At 70.7% G+C, this 13359-nt stretch carries 15 protein-coding genes; 13 read left to right on the top strand and 2 right to left on the bottom strand.

Features of this window, described 5'->3' with window-relative positions:
* Position 1: 1 nt before the first annotated feature.
* A complete protein-coding gene (locus JI746_RS10275) occupies positions 2 to 1231 on the bottom strand; it encodes a LysM peptidoglycan-binding domain-containing protein (RefSeq protein ID WP_201689148.1) in 1230 nt (409 codons plus the stop codon).
* Between the two features lie 136 nt (positions 1232 to 1367).
* On the opposite strand from JI746_RS10275, the gene def reads away from it, so the two are divergent.
* The 6 genes from def (at position 1368) to JI746_RS10245 (ending at position 5778) form a co-directional block, all read left to right on the top strand.
* On the top strand, positions 1368 to 1880 hold the full coding sequence (gene def, locus JI746_RS10270) for a peptide deformylase (RefSeq protein WP_201689146.1): 513 nt from the start codon (positions 1368 to 1370) through the stop codon (positions 1878 to 1880).
* Positions 1881 to 1891: 11 nt separating this feature from the next.
* Positions 1892 to 2383 (top strand): hypothetical protein, encoded by a 492-nt coding sequence (locus JI746_RS10265; protein ID WP_201689144.1) that lies wholly within the window; start codon positions 1892 to 1894, stop codon positions 2381 to 2383.
* Positions 2383 to 3342, top strand: a complete 960-nt coding sequence (gene fmt / locus JI746_RS10260) for a methionyl-tRNA formyltransferase (protein WP_201689142.1) — start codon at positions 2383 to 2385, stop codon at positions 3340 to 3342. The genes JI746_RS10265 and fmt overlap by 1 nt, the downstream gene beginning before the upstream one ends.
* Complete coding sequence (locus JI746_RS10255; RefSeq protein WP_201689135.1) at positions 3342 to 4079, top strand: AzlC family ABC transporter permease; 738 nt, start codon at positions 3342 to 3344, stop codon at positions 4077 to 4079. Before fmt ends, JI746_RS10255 begins: the two co-directional genes overlap by 1 nt.
* On the top strand, positions 4076 to 4414 hold the full coding sequence (locus tag JI746_RS10250; protein ID WP_201689134.1) for an AzlD domain-containing protein: 339 nt from the start codon (positions 4076 to 4078) through the stop codon (positions 4412 to 4414). Before JI746_RS10255 ends, JI746_RS10250 begins: the two co-directional genes overlap by 4 nt.
* Positions 4415 to 4584: 170 nt before the next feature.
* Positions 4585 to 5778, top strand: coding sequence for a phosphoglycerate kinase (locus JI746_RS10245; RefSeq protein ID WP_201689133.1), 1194 nt, complete (start codon positions 4585 to 4587; stop codon positions 5776 to 5778).
* A 13-nt stretch (positions 5779 to 5791) separates the two neighbouring features.
* Here the strand turns inward: JI746_RS10245 and JI746_RS10240 are convergent, their stop codons facing one another.
* Positions 5792 to 6433, bottom strand: coding sequence for a hypothetical protein (locus JI746_RS10240; protein ID WP_201689132.1), 642 nt, complete (start codon positions 6431 to 6433; stop codon positions 5792 to 5794).
* Here JI746_RS10240 and JI746_RS10235 point away from each other — a divergent pair.
* The 7 genes from JI746_RS10235 to JI746_RS10205 all read left to right on the top strand — a co-directional run bounded on the left by JI746_RS10235 (position 6420) and on the right by JI746_RS10205 (position 13320).
* On the top strand, positions 6420 to 6632 hold the full coding sequence (locus JI746_RS10235; protein WP_201689131.1) for a hypothetical protein: 213 nt from the start codon (positions 6420 to 6422) through the stop codon (positions 6630 to 6632). The two genes, JI746_RS10240 and JI746_RS10235, sit on opposite strands and share 14 nt — an antisense overlap.
* A gap of 35 nt (positions 6633 to 6667) precedes the next feature.
* Positions 6668 to 8101 carry a pyruvate kinase gene (gene pyk, locus JI746_RS10230; protein ID WP_201689130.1) on the top strand — a complete coding sequence of 478 codons (1434 nt, stop codon included), beginning with the start codon at positions 6668 to 6670 and terminating at the stop codon, positions 8099 to 8101.
* Between the two features lie 263 nt (positions 8102 to 8364).
* A complete protein-coding gene (locus tag JI746_RS10225; protein WP_201689128.1) occupies positions 8365 to 8877 on the top strand; it encodes a Csu type fimbrial protein in 513 nt (170 codons plus the stop codon).
* 69 nt (positions 8878 to 8946) lie between these two features.
* Entirely contained in the window at positions 8947 to 9372 is a 426-nt protein-coding gene (locus tag JI746_RS10220) for a hypothetical protein (RefSeq protein ID WP_201689123.1), read from the top strand.
* Between the two features lie 17 nt (positions 9373 to 9389).
* Positions 9390 to 10109 (top strand): fimbrial biogenesis chaperone, encoded by a 720-nt coding sequence (locus JI746_RS10215; protein WP_201689122.1) that lies wholly within the window; start codon positions 9390 to 9392, stop codon positions 10107 to 10109.
* Positions 10106 to 12481: a fimbria/pilus outer membrane usher protein gene (locus JI746_RS10210; RefSeq protein WP_201689121.1), complete on the top strand. Its 2376-nt coding sequence runs from the start codon at positions 10106 to 10108 to the stop codon at positions 12479 to 12481. The genes JI746_RS10215 and JI746_RS10210 overlap by 4 nt, the downstream gene beginning before the upstream one ends.
* Complete coding sequence (locus JI746_RS10205; protein ID WP_201689120.1) at positions 12478 to 13320, top strand: spore coat protein U domain-containing protein; 843 nt, start codon at positions 12478 to 12480, stop codon at positions 13318 to 13320. The genes JI746_RS10210 and JI746_RS10205 overlap by 4 nt, the downstream gene beginning before the upstream one ends.
* Positions 13321 to 13359 lie beyond the last annotated feature (39 nt).

Raw genomic sequence — 13359 nt, 5'->3', positions numbered from 1 at the left:
GTCAGCGCGGGTTGGTCACGCGGTCGCCGACGGCGACCGTATCGCTGATCTCCAGCACCAGCGCGTACGACAGGTGCTCGAAGGTGCGGAACACCATCAGCAGGCCGGAGCGCTCGTCCGGCAGCTGGATGTCGGCGCGCTCGCGCGGCTCGGAACGGTCCACGAGGCGGCGCCCGGCCTTGAGGATGGACATCACGTTGCCGTTTTCCACGCCCTCGGCCACGCCGCGGTTGATCACCACGACCTGGTTCTGGCCGACCATCGCCACGGCATCGCCGTAGACGGAGATGATGTTGCCGTCCATCGGCACCGCCGGCGCGCGCGGCACGTAGCTGGTGAAGACGCGCGGCGGTTCCGGCAGCAGCCGGTCGCCCACGCGCATTTCCTCGCGGGCGCGGGTGATGTCGATGGTGGCCGGGACGATCGTGTCGACCACCTTGCCGGCGCTGGTGCGCACCGGCTGGACCGACTCGCTGCGCACCAGCTCCGCGCTGCCCAGGTAGGCGGCCTCGTAGCCGACCACGCGATTGGTGAGCGGATCGCGCAGCGCCACGGCATTGCGGAACACGCGGAAGGCCTCGACGCGGCGCGGGTCGGTCTCGACCAGCGGCGTGCCGCTGCGGCCCCGGACGTAGGCGCGGTCGCCTTCGGTGATCAGCACCCGGTCTTCCGGCACCGACACGATGCGCGGGGCGAGATCGAGCAGCCCGGCGTCTTCCACCAGGATGGCTTCGTTGAGGAAGGGCTCGATCACCTGCGGCGGCAGGGTGGGGATTGCCGTGTCCGGCAGGCTGTTGATCCGCACCTTGGGCGACACGCGCACCGTTTCGGTGGGCGGCGGCAGGCCGTCGGGCGGCCGGCCGGCGCGCAGCCGCGCCAGGCCGTTGGCCTTTTCCAGGTACAAGGTCTGGCCGGGGTAGATCCGGTGCGGATTGCGGATCTGCTCCATGTTCATGCCCCACAGCTCGGGCCAGCGCCACGGGCTGCGCAGGAACAGGCCCGAGATGCGCCAGAGCGTGTCGCCGGACTTGACGGTGTAGGAATCCGGCGCGTCGGGCGCCAGCTCCGACAGCGGGACGCCTGCGGCGGCGACCTGTTCGGCCGTCGAACGCTGGCCGGGCGTGATGGGGAAGTTCTGCGCCAGGACCGCGGGGGCAAAGCCACCGCTGGCGATCAGGGCGGCACAGGCGACGATGCTGCGGCGGGTCGCCAGGCGCTTGGAGGAATCCATTGGGGTCGGGTCCGCTCTTGACAAGTTGCAGCCGATTCTGGGCCCAAGTCCTTGATTGGGCAATGTTTATGCCGTTCGTCGCCGACCTGCGAGCGCAAAAGTGGCGAAAATAGCGACAGTCCCCATTTCCCTCGCCATGGCCGTCCTGCCCATACTGACCTACCCCGACCCCCGCCTGCACACCGTCGCCAAGCCGGTGCAGGCCGTCGACGCGCGCATCCGCGCCCTGATCAGCGACATGCTGGAAACCATGTACGACGCCAACGGGATCGGCCTGGCCGCCACCCAGGTGGACGTGCACGAGCGCCTGGTCGTGATCGACGTCTCCGAGCAGCGCAACGAGCCGCTGGTGTTGATCAACCCCGAGATCACCTGGGCCAGCGAGGACACGCAGGTCGGCGACGAAGGCTGCCTGTCGGTCCCCGGCATCTACGACGGCGTCGAGCGTTCGCGCTCGGTGAAGGTGCGCGCGCTCGACGGCGAGGGCCAGGCGCGCGAGATCAGCGCGGAGGGCGTGCTGGCCGTGTGCATCCAGCACGAGATGGACCACCTGCTGGGCAAGGTCTTCGTCGAATACCTCTCCCCCTTGAAGAGGAATCGCATCAAGACCAAGATGCTGAAGGCCCGCCGCGACTCCGATCGGGTCTGAAGGAGGTCCGCATGCGTTACCTGGCCCTCGCGTCGGCGCTGCTGCTCGCCGGCTGCGCCAGTCCCTGGAGCATCGTCGACGTCGCGCCCGGCACGCCGAGCGACCAGGTCGTCGCCCGCGCCGGCCAGCCCGCGCGCGTGCTGCCGCTGGCCGGCGGCGGCCAGCGCCTGCAGTACACGCTGCAGCCGCTGGGCCGCTATGCCTTCATGGTCGATGTCGATCCGGCCGGCCGCGTCGTCAGCGCGCGCCAGGTCCTGACGCAGACCAACTTCGAGCGCATCGAGCCGGGCGTCTGGACCCGTGGCGACGTCGAGCGCGAGTTCGGCCCGCCCGCGATGATCGACCACGTGGCCAGCTTCCAGGGTGACGTGCTCACCTACCGCTGGGCCGAGCGCAACGAGCCGATGTTCTACTGGGTCTACGTGGATCCGCGCGGCGTGGTGCAGCGGGCCCATCCCGGCATGGAGTTCATCAACTCGCCCAAAGACGGCGGTCGCGACTGATGCGGGTCGTCTTCGCCGGCACCCCGGAATTCGCCCGGGTGGCCCTGCAGCGGCTGCACGCCGCCGGCTTCACGCTGCCGCTGGTGCTCACGCAGCCGGACCGACCGGCGGGCCGCGGCATGAAGCTGCAGCCCTCGCCGGTCAAGCAGTTCGCGCTGGAGCACGGCATCGCGATAGCGCAGCCGCGCAGCCTGCGCCTGGACGGCAAATACCCGGACGATGCGGCCGCGGCGCGGGCCGCGCTGCAGGACGCGCGGGCGGACGTGATGGTCGTGGCGGCCTACGGCCTGATCCTGCCGCAGTGGGTGCTGGGCCTGCCGCGGCTCGGGTGCCTGAACATCCATGCCTCGCTGCTGCCCCGGTGGCGCGGCGCGGCGCCGATCCACCGCGCCATCGAGGCCGGTGACGCCGAAACCGGCGTGACCATCATGCAGATGGATGCGGGCCTGGATACCGGCGACATGCTGCTGGAAGAGCGCGTCGCCATCGCTTGCGACGACACCACCGGGACGCTGCACGACAAGCTCGCGGCCCTGGGCGGCCGGCTGGTGGTGGAGGCGCTGGAGCTCGCGGCCTGCGGCGGCCTCAAGCCCGTGAAGCAGCCCGCCGAGGGCGTGAGCTATGCGCAGAAGGTCGACAAGGCGGAAGCGGCGATCGCCTGGCGCGAGCCGGCCGAAGCGATCGCGCGGCGCATCCGCGCCTTCGATCCCTTCCCCGGCGCCAGTGCGCGCATCGCCGGCGAGACGCTCAAGATCTGGCGCGCGCGCGTGCTGCCCGGGCGCGGCAGCGTGGAGCCCGGCACCATCGTCTCGGTGGACGCGCAGGCCATCGGCGTGGCCTGCGGCGACGAGGCACTGCTGGAAATCACCGAACTGCAGCGCCCCGGCGGCAAGCGGCTGGGCGCCTCCGACTTCCTGCGCGGCTTCCCCCTGCAGGCGGGCCAGCGCTTCGATCCCTGATGTTCTTCCTGCCCGCGATCCATCGCCATCCGGAGTTCCGCAACGGCATGCGGGCCACCGCCTCGGTGGCACCCGGCATCGCCGCCTGGGGCCTCATGACGGGCGTGGCCATGGTCAAGTCCGGCATGAGCGTGGTCGAAGCCGTGGCGATGACGCTGTTCGTCTACGCCGGCAGCGCCCAGCTCGCCGCCATCCCGCTGATCGTGGCCGGCGCGCCGTTCTGGGTGATCTGGGCCACCGGCTTCTGCGTCAACCTGCGCTTCGTCGTCTTCAGCCTGCACCTGCGCGAATACCTGATGCACCTGCCGCGCTGGCGCCGGCTGGTGAACGGCTTCCTCACGGCGGACCTGAGCTACGCGCTGTTCACCAACCGCTTTCCCGAACCCGCCGACGATGCGCCGGGCCGGCACGCGCAGGAGTCCTACCTCGCCGGCAACTACTTCCTGACCTGGATGGCGTGGAACGGCGCGAGCCTGCTGGGGATCGCGCTGGCCAACCTGATCCCGAGCGAATGGGGCCTCGGCTTCGCGGGGGTGCTGTGCCTGGTGGGCGTGCTGTGTTCGCTGGCGAACACGCGGCTGCGGATCCTCGCGGCGCTGATCGCCGGCGGTGCGGCGGTGGCCGCCTACGCGCTGCCGCTGAAGATGAACATCGTCGCGGCGATCGCGATCGCGGTGATTGCGTGCTTCTGGCTGGAGGGCCGCCGGCCCGCGCCGCCGCGGGAGAAGATGGCATGAACGGCGTGACCGACGCCTGGACGCTGTTCGTGATCGCCGGCCTGGCGGGCGTCACCGTGCTCGCGCGCTGCTTCTTCTTCATCCTCGACCGGCCCTGGGCGCTGCCGGCCTGGGCGCATCGCGCCCTGTACTACGCGCCGGTGGCGGCGCTGGCCGGCGTCGTCCTGCCCGAGGTGGTGATGACCGACGGTCATGTCGTCACCACCTGGCACGACGCGCGGCTGTTCGGCGCCGCGGTGGGGGCGGTGGTGTATTTCTGGCGGCGCAGCGTGCTGCTGACGCTGGTGGTGGGGATGGCGGTGTACCTGCCGCTGCACCTGGGGCTTGGCTGGTAGGTCGTAGGCAACGCGGTATCGCGTAGGCTGGCGGTGAGCCGCGAAGCGCAAACCCCAGCGCTGCGCGCATCGCTGGGGTTGCGCTGCCGCTCCACCACCAGCCTACGTCAACACCTCCACGGTGCGGCCTTCCTAGAATGACGGCTTCCCGCCATTCCAAAAGCAAGCCCATGAACGTCCTGCGCTTCTCCGACCTCTGCGACCAAGGCCGTGCCCGCGGCCGCCGCGTCTTCATCCGCGCCGACCTCAACGTGCCGCAGGACGATGCCGGCAACATCACCGAGGAGACGCGCATCCGCGCCTCCGTGCCCTGCATCCAGTTGGCGCTCGCCGGCGGCGCGGCGGTGATGGTGACCTCGCACCTGGGCCGCCCGACCGAGGGCGAACTCAAGGACGCAGACTCGCTCGCGCCCGTGGCGAAGCGCCTGTCCGAGCTGCTGGGCCGCCCGGTGCCGCTGAAGCAGGACTGGGTCGACGGCGTCGACGTGCAGCCCGGCGAGGTGGTGCTGCTGGAGAACTGCCGCGTCAACAAGGGCGAGAAGAAGAACAACCCGGAGCTGGCGAAGAAGATGGCGGCGCTGTGCGACATCTACGTCAACGATGCCTTCGGCACCGCCCACCGCGCCGAGGCGACCACCTACGGCATCGCCGAATACGCCAAGGTCGCCTGCGCCGGCCCGCTGCTGGCCGCCGAGATCGACGCCATCAGCAAGGCGCTGGCCAACCCGAAGCGGCCGCTGGTGGCCATCGTCGCCGGCTCCAAGGTCTCGACCAAGCTCACCATCCTGCAATCGCTGGCGAAGAACGTCGACCAGCTGATCGTCGGCGGCGGCATCGCCAACACCTTCCTGCTGGCCGAGGGCCTGCCGATCGGCAAGTCGCTCGCCGAGGCCGACCTGGTCGACGAGGCCAAGGCGGTGATCCAGGCGATGAAGGCGCGCGGCGCCGAAGTGCCGATCCCGACCGACGTCGTGGTGGCGAAGGCTTTCGCGGCCGACGCGCAAGCCACCGTGAAGCAGGCGCAGGACGTCGCCGCGGACGACCTGATCCTCGACATCGGCCCGCAGACGGCGCAGCGCCTGGCCACGCAGCTCGAGGCCGCCGGCACCATCGTGTGGAACGGCCCGGTCGGCGTGTTCGAGTTCGACGCCTTCGCCCAGGGCACGGAAACGATCGCGCGCGCCATTGCCGCATCGAGCGCCTTCAGCATCGCCGGCGGCGGCGACACGCTGGCCGCCATCGCCAAGTACGGCATCGAGCAGGACGTGGGCTACATCTCCACCGGCGGGGGCGCCTTCCTCGAGGTACTCGAAGGCAAGAAGCTGCCGGCCTTCGAGATCCTGGAGCGGCGCGCGCAGGCCTGAGGCGCGCGCGGGCTCACGGCGCCTCGACCTCGTACGAGACGGCGAGCGGCGCCGGTGCCGGCGCGCTTGCCTGCAGCAGCAGTTCCTGGCGCGGCGCCGGCAGCGTCGCCTTGACCTTGCGGTGCGTGGCCGGCGCGGCGAGCGCTTCGTGCTGCGCACCTTCCGGCACGGGCGGACCATAGATGCAGCGGACCGTCTGCCGCTGGGCGAACTGGCGCAGGATCGCGCAGCGTTCCCAGAAGCGGCGCTCGTGCTCGCTGTCGTTCCAGCTCTTCACGCCCCAGGCGGCACCGAGCGCCAGGCAGGCCGGTGCAAAGCCCCCGCCCGAGAGGAACACGGCGGTGATGCACACGTTGCTCGCCGTCCCGCCCCGCCACATCGCCGATGCCGCCGCATAGGCGGCGGGGCGTTCCGTTTCGGGCAGCGTGCTGGCGCGGTGGAAGGTCACGGCCTTCATCGCGGTGGCGAGCAGCGGGCCGACCGGATGGATCACGCCGCCGCTCGCCGCCACGCCGATGGCCGTGGTCACGCCGTCGGCGAACGCCGCATCCACCGCCTGCTCGTGCGGGTCCTGCGCCCGCGCGGGCACGGGCCCCAGTGCGAGCGCGCCGCACGCCAGCAAGCCTCCCAGGCGCTTGGTGATGGCCTTGCGCATTGGCAACTCCCAGGTCATCGATGGCCGCATTCGATCGTGCTCATCCGGAACGCGCCAGCTTCTTCGCGCGCTTCGTTGGTACGGAGTCACCGGTTTTGTAAGGGACGGCGTCGAGGCGCCGGCCGTCGTGCTTGCCGCGCCGCCTGTCCTGCGCGCCGCAGCCCTGGCGGCGACCCAGGGCGCCGCCGGTTCCGTGTGAGAATCGGCGACGCACTCACGAGGAGATCGCCAGTCATGGCCCGTCGCGCCACCAAGATCGTCGTCACCCTGGGCCCCGCCTCGAGCGAACCCACCGTGCTGGACCGCATGATCCGCGACGGCGTGAACGTCGTGCGGCTGAACTTCAGCCACGGCAAGGCGCAGGACCACATCGCGCTCGCGCAACTCGTGCGCGAGGTGGCGCAGAAGGCCGGCCGCGAGGTGGCGATCATGGCGGACCTGCAGGGTCCCAAGATCCGCGTCGGCAAGTTCGCCGAAGGCCGCGTGCAGCTGGAGCCCGGCGCGAAGTTCGTGCTCGATGCGGCCCGCGAGGAGCCGGGCGACATGGACGCCGTGGGCCTCGACTACAAGGAGCTGCCGCGCGACGTGAAGCCCGGCGACCACCTGCTGCTCAACGACGGCCTGATCGTGCTGACCGTCGATGCCGTCAAGGGCGACCAGATCCGCACCACCGTCAAGCTCGGTGGCGTGCTGTCCAACAACAAGGGCATCAACAAGCAGGGCGGCGGCCTCACGGCGCCGGCGCTCACGGCCAAGGACATGGAGGACATCCGCACCGCGATGAGCTTCCAGGCCGACTACGTGGCGGTGAGCTTCCCCAAGAACGCCACCGACATGGAGATGGCGCGCCAGCTGTGCAACGTGGCGGCGGCCGAATTCCGCCACCGGCCGGCGCTGATCGCGAAGATCGAGCGCGCCGAGGCGATCCCGAACCTCGAGCAGATCCTCAAGGCCAGCGACGGCATCATGGTCGCGCGCGGCGATCTTGCGGTGGAAGTCGGCAACGCCGCCGTGCCGGCGCTGCAGAAGCGCATGATCCGGCTTGCGCGCGAGCACGACCGCATCGTGATCACCGCCACCCAGATGATGGAGTCGATGATCTCCGCGCCGGTGCCCACCCGCGCCGAGGTGAGCGACGTCGCCAACGCGGTGCTCGATGGCACCGATGCCGTGATGACCAGCGCCGAGACGGCCACCGGCAAGTACCCGGTCGAAGTGGTGCAGCAGATGGCCGCGATCTGCGCCGAAGCCGAGATGGCGGAGGACGTGCGCCTCGACGCCGACTTCACCGGCATGGCCTTCTCGCGCATCGACCAGTCGATCGCCATGGGCGCGCTGTTCACCGCCTACCACCTCGGATGCAAGGCGATCATCGCGCTCACCGACTCGGGCTCCACGGCCCTCTGGATGAGCCGGCACCGCATCCACATCCCGATCTACGCGCTCACGCCCAAGCTGGTGACGCAGCGCCGCATGGCGCTGTACCGCAACGTGCGGCCGCTGCTGATGGACCAGAGCGCGGACCGCGACACGGCCCTGGCCCAGGCCGAGGAGCACCTCAAGAGCCGCGGCATCGTGGCCTCGGGCGACATCTACGCGATCACCTGCGGCGAGCCGATGGGCGCGCCCGGCGGCACCAACATGCTGAAGATCGTCCGCGCCGCCTGAACAGCGGCGTGGCGCGCCCGCCGCGTTGACGCGAGCGCGTCCGTCGGACCTCGCACACCGCCTGTCCCCGCCTTCGCCGCGCTGGCCCACCGCAGCGTGAGAAAAGGCGCGGATGGCGCCGCTCGTCCTGCGTAAGTCTTGAACGGGCCTGACACCATACGTTGCAAGACGTAACGATGACGACTAGATTTCGTACATCACCAGGGTGGTTATACCTAATACATACGGACTACTCGGTGCAACTTCAACAAGGAGTCGTTGGTATGAAAAAGCTCAGTCTCATCGCCTTGGCCGTCCTCTTCGCTTCCGGCGCCGCGTCCGCTACGGACGTGTCCAGCGCCTTCAACGTCACCGTGGCCTTCACCGGCGGCTGCTCCGTCAAGACGGCCGCGACCAACCTTTCGTTCTCGTACGGTGCCTTCGACACCGTCAAGACGGGCAGCACGAGCACCGTGTTCCAGTGCAGCCGCGGCCTCTCGCCCACCTTCCGCTTCGACGACAACGGCGGCAACCAGACCTCGTCGGCCGCCGCCGCCGTCGCCGGCCCGCTCACGGCCGAAGGCCTGATCCAGGGCGTGCGCTACACGCTGACCGGCACCAGCAGCAAGAGCACGACCGGCACGGCGGCCAGCGCGGGCGCCGGCGGCACCGGCGGCAGCGATGGCACCGCCGACGAATACACCGTGAGCATCGGCGCCAACATCGCGGCCGGCCAGGCCGGCACCGGCACGGGCGGCACCACCACCCAGACCCGCACCTTGTTCATCACCTACTGAGGCGGGCCCCCACCCGTTCCATGCCCGGCATCAATGGCGCAGCGCAGCTCGCACCGCATCATGTCCCCCGTGCGTTCCCTGTCTCTGCGCGCCGCCCGGGCGCCCTGCATGGCGGCGGTGCTCCTCGCCGCCGCCTGCCTGCCCAGCCCGCCCTCCCGCGCCGGTGAGGCGGCCGCCAGCTTCCAGCTCACGCTGCAGGTGCTGCCGGAAGCGCCCGGCAGCTGCAGCGCCAGCAGCGGCGCCGCAGGCCCGCAGCTCACGTGCCGGCCGAGCGTGGTGGCCCCGGTCCCCGCCGGCGCCGAGCCGCAGCGGCAGGCCGGTGCCCTGCACCTGCGCAGCGAGTCTCCGCTGCGGGTGGCCGGCGAAATGGTCGAAGTCGGCGCCGAGAACCACTACGCGTGGCTGGAGAACAGCCCCGTGGCCTGGAGCGAGCGCTCATCGCGCCGGGTGGTCGCCGGCGGCCGCGAGTATGTCGAGATGACCTTTTCCTGGTGAGCCCCACAGCCGTCCCGATGAAGCACTCCCTTCCCGCGCTCCTTCTCCTCCTCGCCGCCAGCGTGCTGCCGGCCGATGCGGCCCAGTTCACGATCACGCCGGTGCGCATCTTCATGACGCCGCGGGACCGGGCCGTGGCCGTCACCGTCACCAACGACAGCGACGAGGAAGTCGTGATGCAGGCGGACCTCTACGCCTGGAAGCAGCGCGCCGACGGCTCCGACGACCTGCAGCTCACCGAAGACCTGATCCTCACGCCGCCCATCCTGAAGCTGGCGCCGCGCGCCCGCCAGGTGGTGCGGCTGGCGCGCCTGTCGCCGCCGCCGGAGGGCGTGCAGCAGACCTACCGGCTCGTGGTGCGCGAGGTGCCGGAGGCGCGCAGCAGCGAGCAGATGCAGCTGCAGGTGGCGCTGGCGTTCTCGCTGCCGGTGTTCATCAGCCCTCCGGGCGTCAAGCGCGAGCTGCAGTGCGGGCTCGAGCGCGCGGCGCCCGACCAGTTGCGCGCGCTCTGCAGCAACGGCGGCAACGCCTATGCGCAGATCCGCGCGCTCGAAGTGTTCGACGCGCGCGGCGCCAAGGTCGCGGCGCGCGATGTCGGCGGCTACCTGCTGCCTTCCGTGCGCCGCAGCTTCGAGCTGCGCGGCGCGGACGGACGCATCGCCGGCGGGAAGGTCAAGCTGCAGGTCGCCCTCGACGACGGCAGCCTGCAGGCCTTCGACGCCACCTTGCCGGAATGAGCTTCGCGAGGGTCTGCACCGCCATGGCCCTCGCGGTGATCCAGACCCTCGCGACTGGCGCCGGGGCGCAGGCGACGCGAGCGGAAACCCCGGCGGGCACGGCACCGGTGCAGGACCGCATCGTGCCGCTGGAGGCCACGGTCAACGGCGACCGCGTCGGCACCTGGCCGTTCGTGGAGCGGCAGGGCGCCCTGTTCGCCGGCGCCGACGCGATCGAGGAATGGCGGCTGCGCCGGCCGGCCGACAGCGTGCCGATCCGCGTGCGCGGCAAGGACTTCCATCCGCTGTCCGCCTTCGCCGGCTACAGCGCGCGGGTGAACTACGCGACCCTCACCGTCGAACTCTCCTTCTCGCCCGATGCCTTCACCGGCACGCGCCTGGTGCTGGAGCGCGAGCTGCAAAGGCCCCAGGCCAGCCCGGTGCTGCCCACGGTGTTCCTGAACTACGACCTGAACCTGCAGCGCTCCGCCAGCCGCGGCGGCCCCGGCGTCACCGATCTCGGCGCGCTGCTGGAGCTGGGCGTGTCCGGGCCCTGGGGCGTGTTCACGACCAGCGAGGTCGGCCGCAATCTCTCCGGCGGCCTGCCCGGGCAGCCGACGCAGGCGGTGCGGCTGGAATCGACCTTCACGCACCACCTGCCCGCGCGCAACCTGTCGCTGCGCCTGGGCGACAGCAGCACGCGGCCGGGGCTGTGGGGCCGCAGCGTGTATTTCGGCGGGGTCCAGTTCGGCACCAACTACGCCCTCACGCCCGGCTTCATCACGCAGCCGCTGCCGCTGCTGTCCGGCGTGTCGGCGGCGCCTTCGACCGTGGAGCTGTACGTCAACGATGTGCTGCGCAAGGTGTCGCAGGTGCCCGCCGGCCCCTTCGTCGTCGACAACACCCTCGGACTCACCGGCAGCGGCGAGGCGCGGCTCGTGGTGCGCGACGTGCTGGGCCGGGAAGTGGTCGTGGTGCAGCCCTTCTTCACCAGCGTGCAACTGCTGGCGCCGGGCCTGGACGACTGGAGCGTGGAAACGGGCCTGGTGCGCGAGAACCTCGGCCTCGCCAGCGCGGACTACGGCCAGCGCTTCGCTGCCGGCACGTGGCGCCGCGGCCTCACGCAGTGGCTCACGCTGGAAGGCCGCACCGAGTGGACCCGCGGCCAGCGCACGCTGGGTGCCGGCGCCATTGCCGCTGCCCCTGGCGACCTGCTGGTGCGCGGCGCCGTCGCCCGCAGCATGAACGACCGCATCGGCGACGGCGGCTTCTGGCTGCTGGCATTGGAGCGGCAGTGGCTGCAGGCCGCGCTGACGGTGCAGGCCTCGGGCGCCAGCCGCGACTACCGCGAGCTGGGTGTGTCCGACCTGCAGTTGCCCACGCGCGCGCAGCTGGCCGCCAACCTGACGCGCCAGTTCGGCAACGTTTCGCTGGGGGCCGGCTTCGCGCGCATCGAGCGCTACGACCAGCCGGGCGTGACCACGCTCGGATTCAACTTCGGCTATCGCTTCGAGAACAGCCCGGCGACCCTCAACGGCAACCTGAGCAAGGTGCTGGGGCAGGGCGGCGGCACCTCCCTCGGCGTCACGCTGCAGGTGCCGCTGGACCGGCAGCGCTTCACCAGCCTGGCCGTCAGCAGCCATGGCGGGGTGCAGGACGTGTACGCCACCGCGGCGCGTTTTCCCAGCGAGCCCGGCGAACTGGGCTGGCGGGTGCTGGGCGGGCGCCTGAACGAGGAGGCCCATGCCGAGGCGGGACTCGATTACGCCGGCAGCCACGGGCGCGTCTACAGCGACGTGAGCGCATCGCCCTCGCAGCAGTCGCTGCGCCTGGGTGCCTCGGGCGGCATGGCGCTGGCGGCCGGTCGCGCGTTCTTCAGTCGCCGCATCGAAGAGAGCTTCGCGGTCGTTTCGCTCAAGGGCTACCCGGGCGTCGGCGTCGGCCTGGGTTCGACGGTCATGACGCAGACCGACAGCGACGGTATCGCGTTCCTGCCTTACCTGAGCTCCTACCAGGCCAACCAGGTGCGCCTGAATGCGCAGGACCTGCCGATCAGCGCGGAACTCGATTCGATCGAGCACGTGGTGGTGCCGTCCTGGCGCAGCGCGGTGCTGGTGGACTTCCCGGTGCGCAGCGGGCGCGCCGCGCTGGTGCGCATGCAGCAGGACGACGGCGAGCCGGTCCCCGCCGGGGCGCAGGTGCGGATCGAAGGGCAGAAGGAGGAGGTCTACGTGGGCCGCCGCGGCGAGGCCTTCGTCACTGGGCTGCAGCCCGCCAACCGGCTGGACGTGCACTGGAGCGGCGGGCGGTGCAGCCTGGCGCTGGCGCTGCCGCCGGCGGCCAACGACGACGTGCTGCGCATCGGGCCGCTGCCCTGCAGGAGCGTGCGATGAAGGCTGTCCTGCTGCGCCTGCTGCTGGCCGTTGCCGTGCTGCTGCTTTCGCCCTGCGCCCACGCCACGATCACCTGCACCAGCCTGATGACGCCGGGCGTGTCGCTCAATTACCAGAACAACACCACCACGTCGGTGCAGACCTTCTTCGCGGTGACCTGCACCCGCACCAGCACCAGCGATCCGGTGTCGGTGAGCTACTCGGTCAAGGCGGACAACGGCGAGTATTCCAATGGCGTGAACAACCGTGGCAAGCACAGCGACGGTTCGTCCCTGCGCTACGACTTCTACACCAGCTCCTCCTGCAGCACGCAGTGGAAGGGCGGCACCCGGATCAGCGACTCCATCACGTGGTCGGGCGGCAGCACCGGAGCGATCACCAAGCAGACCAGCTTCTGGGTCTGCGTCGTCTCGGCGCAGACGGTCACCAGCAGCGGCGTCTACAGCGACAGCGTGGGGCTCACGCTGACCGATTCGAGCAACCTCACGCTGTCCGCCACCGCGCTGGTTTCCATCTTTGCGCCGGCGCTGTGCACGGTGACGAGCCCGCCGCGCAGCATCGCGCTGAGCTACGTGGCCTTCGGCCCCCAAGTGTCCGGCACGACCTCCATCGGCGTGACCTGCACGGCCGGCATGCCCTACGTCGTGTCGACCGACACGGCGGAGGCCGTGCTGAGCGGGCTGCGCTACGTGCTCAGCCCCGGCAGCGTCTCGAGCAATGGCTCCGGCGCACTGCAGACGCACACCATCACCGCCACCGTTCCGGGAGGCCAGGCCGGCACCTGTGCCAGCGGGGCCTGCAACGCCACGCGAACCCACACGCTGACGATCAGTTATTGACGCGGCGCTGACGCTTCGTCACTCCGGCGACTGGGGCTC

Origin of the sequence: Ramlibacter alkalitolerans (assembly GCF_016722765.1) — a bacterium.
Lineage (GTDB): Bacteria > Pseudomonadota > Gammaproteobacteria > Burkholderiales > Burkholderiaceae_C > Ramlibacter > Ramlibacter alkalitolerans.
This window is presented reverse-complemented; position numbering and strand designations above follow the sequence as displayed.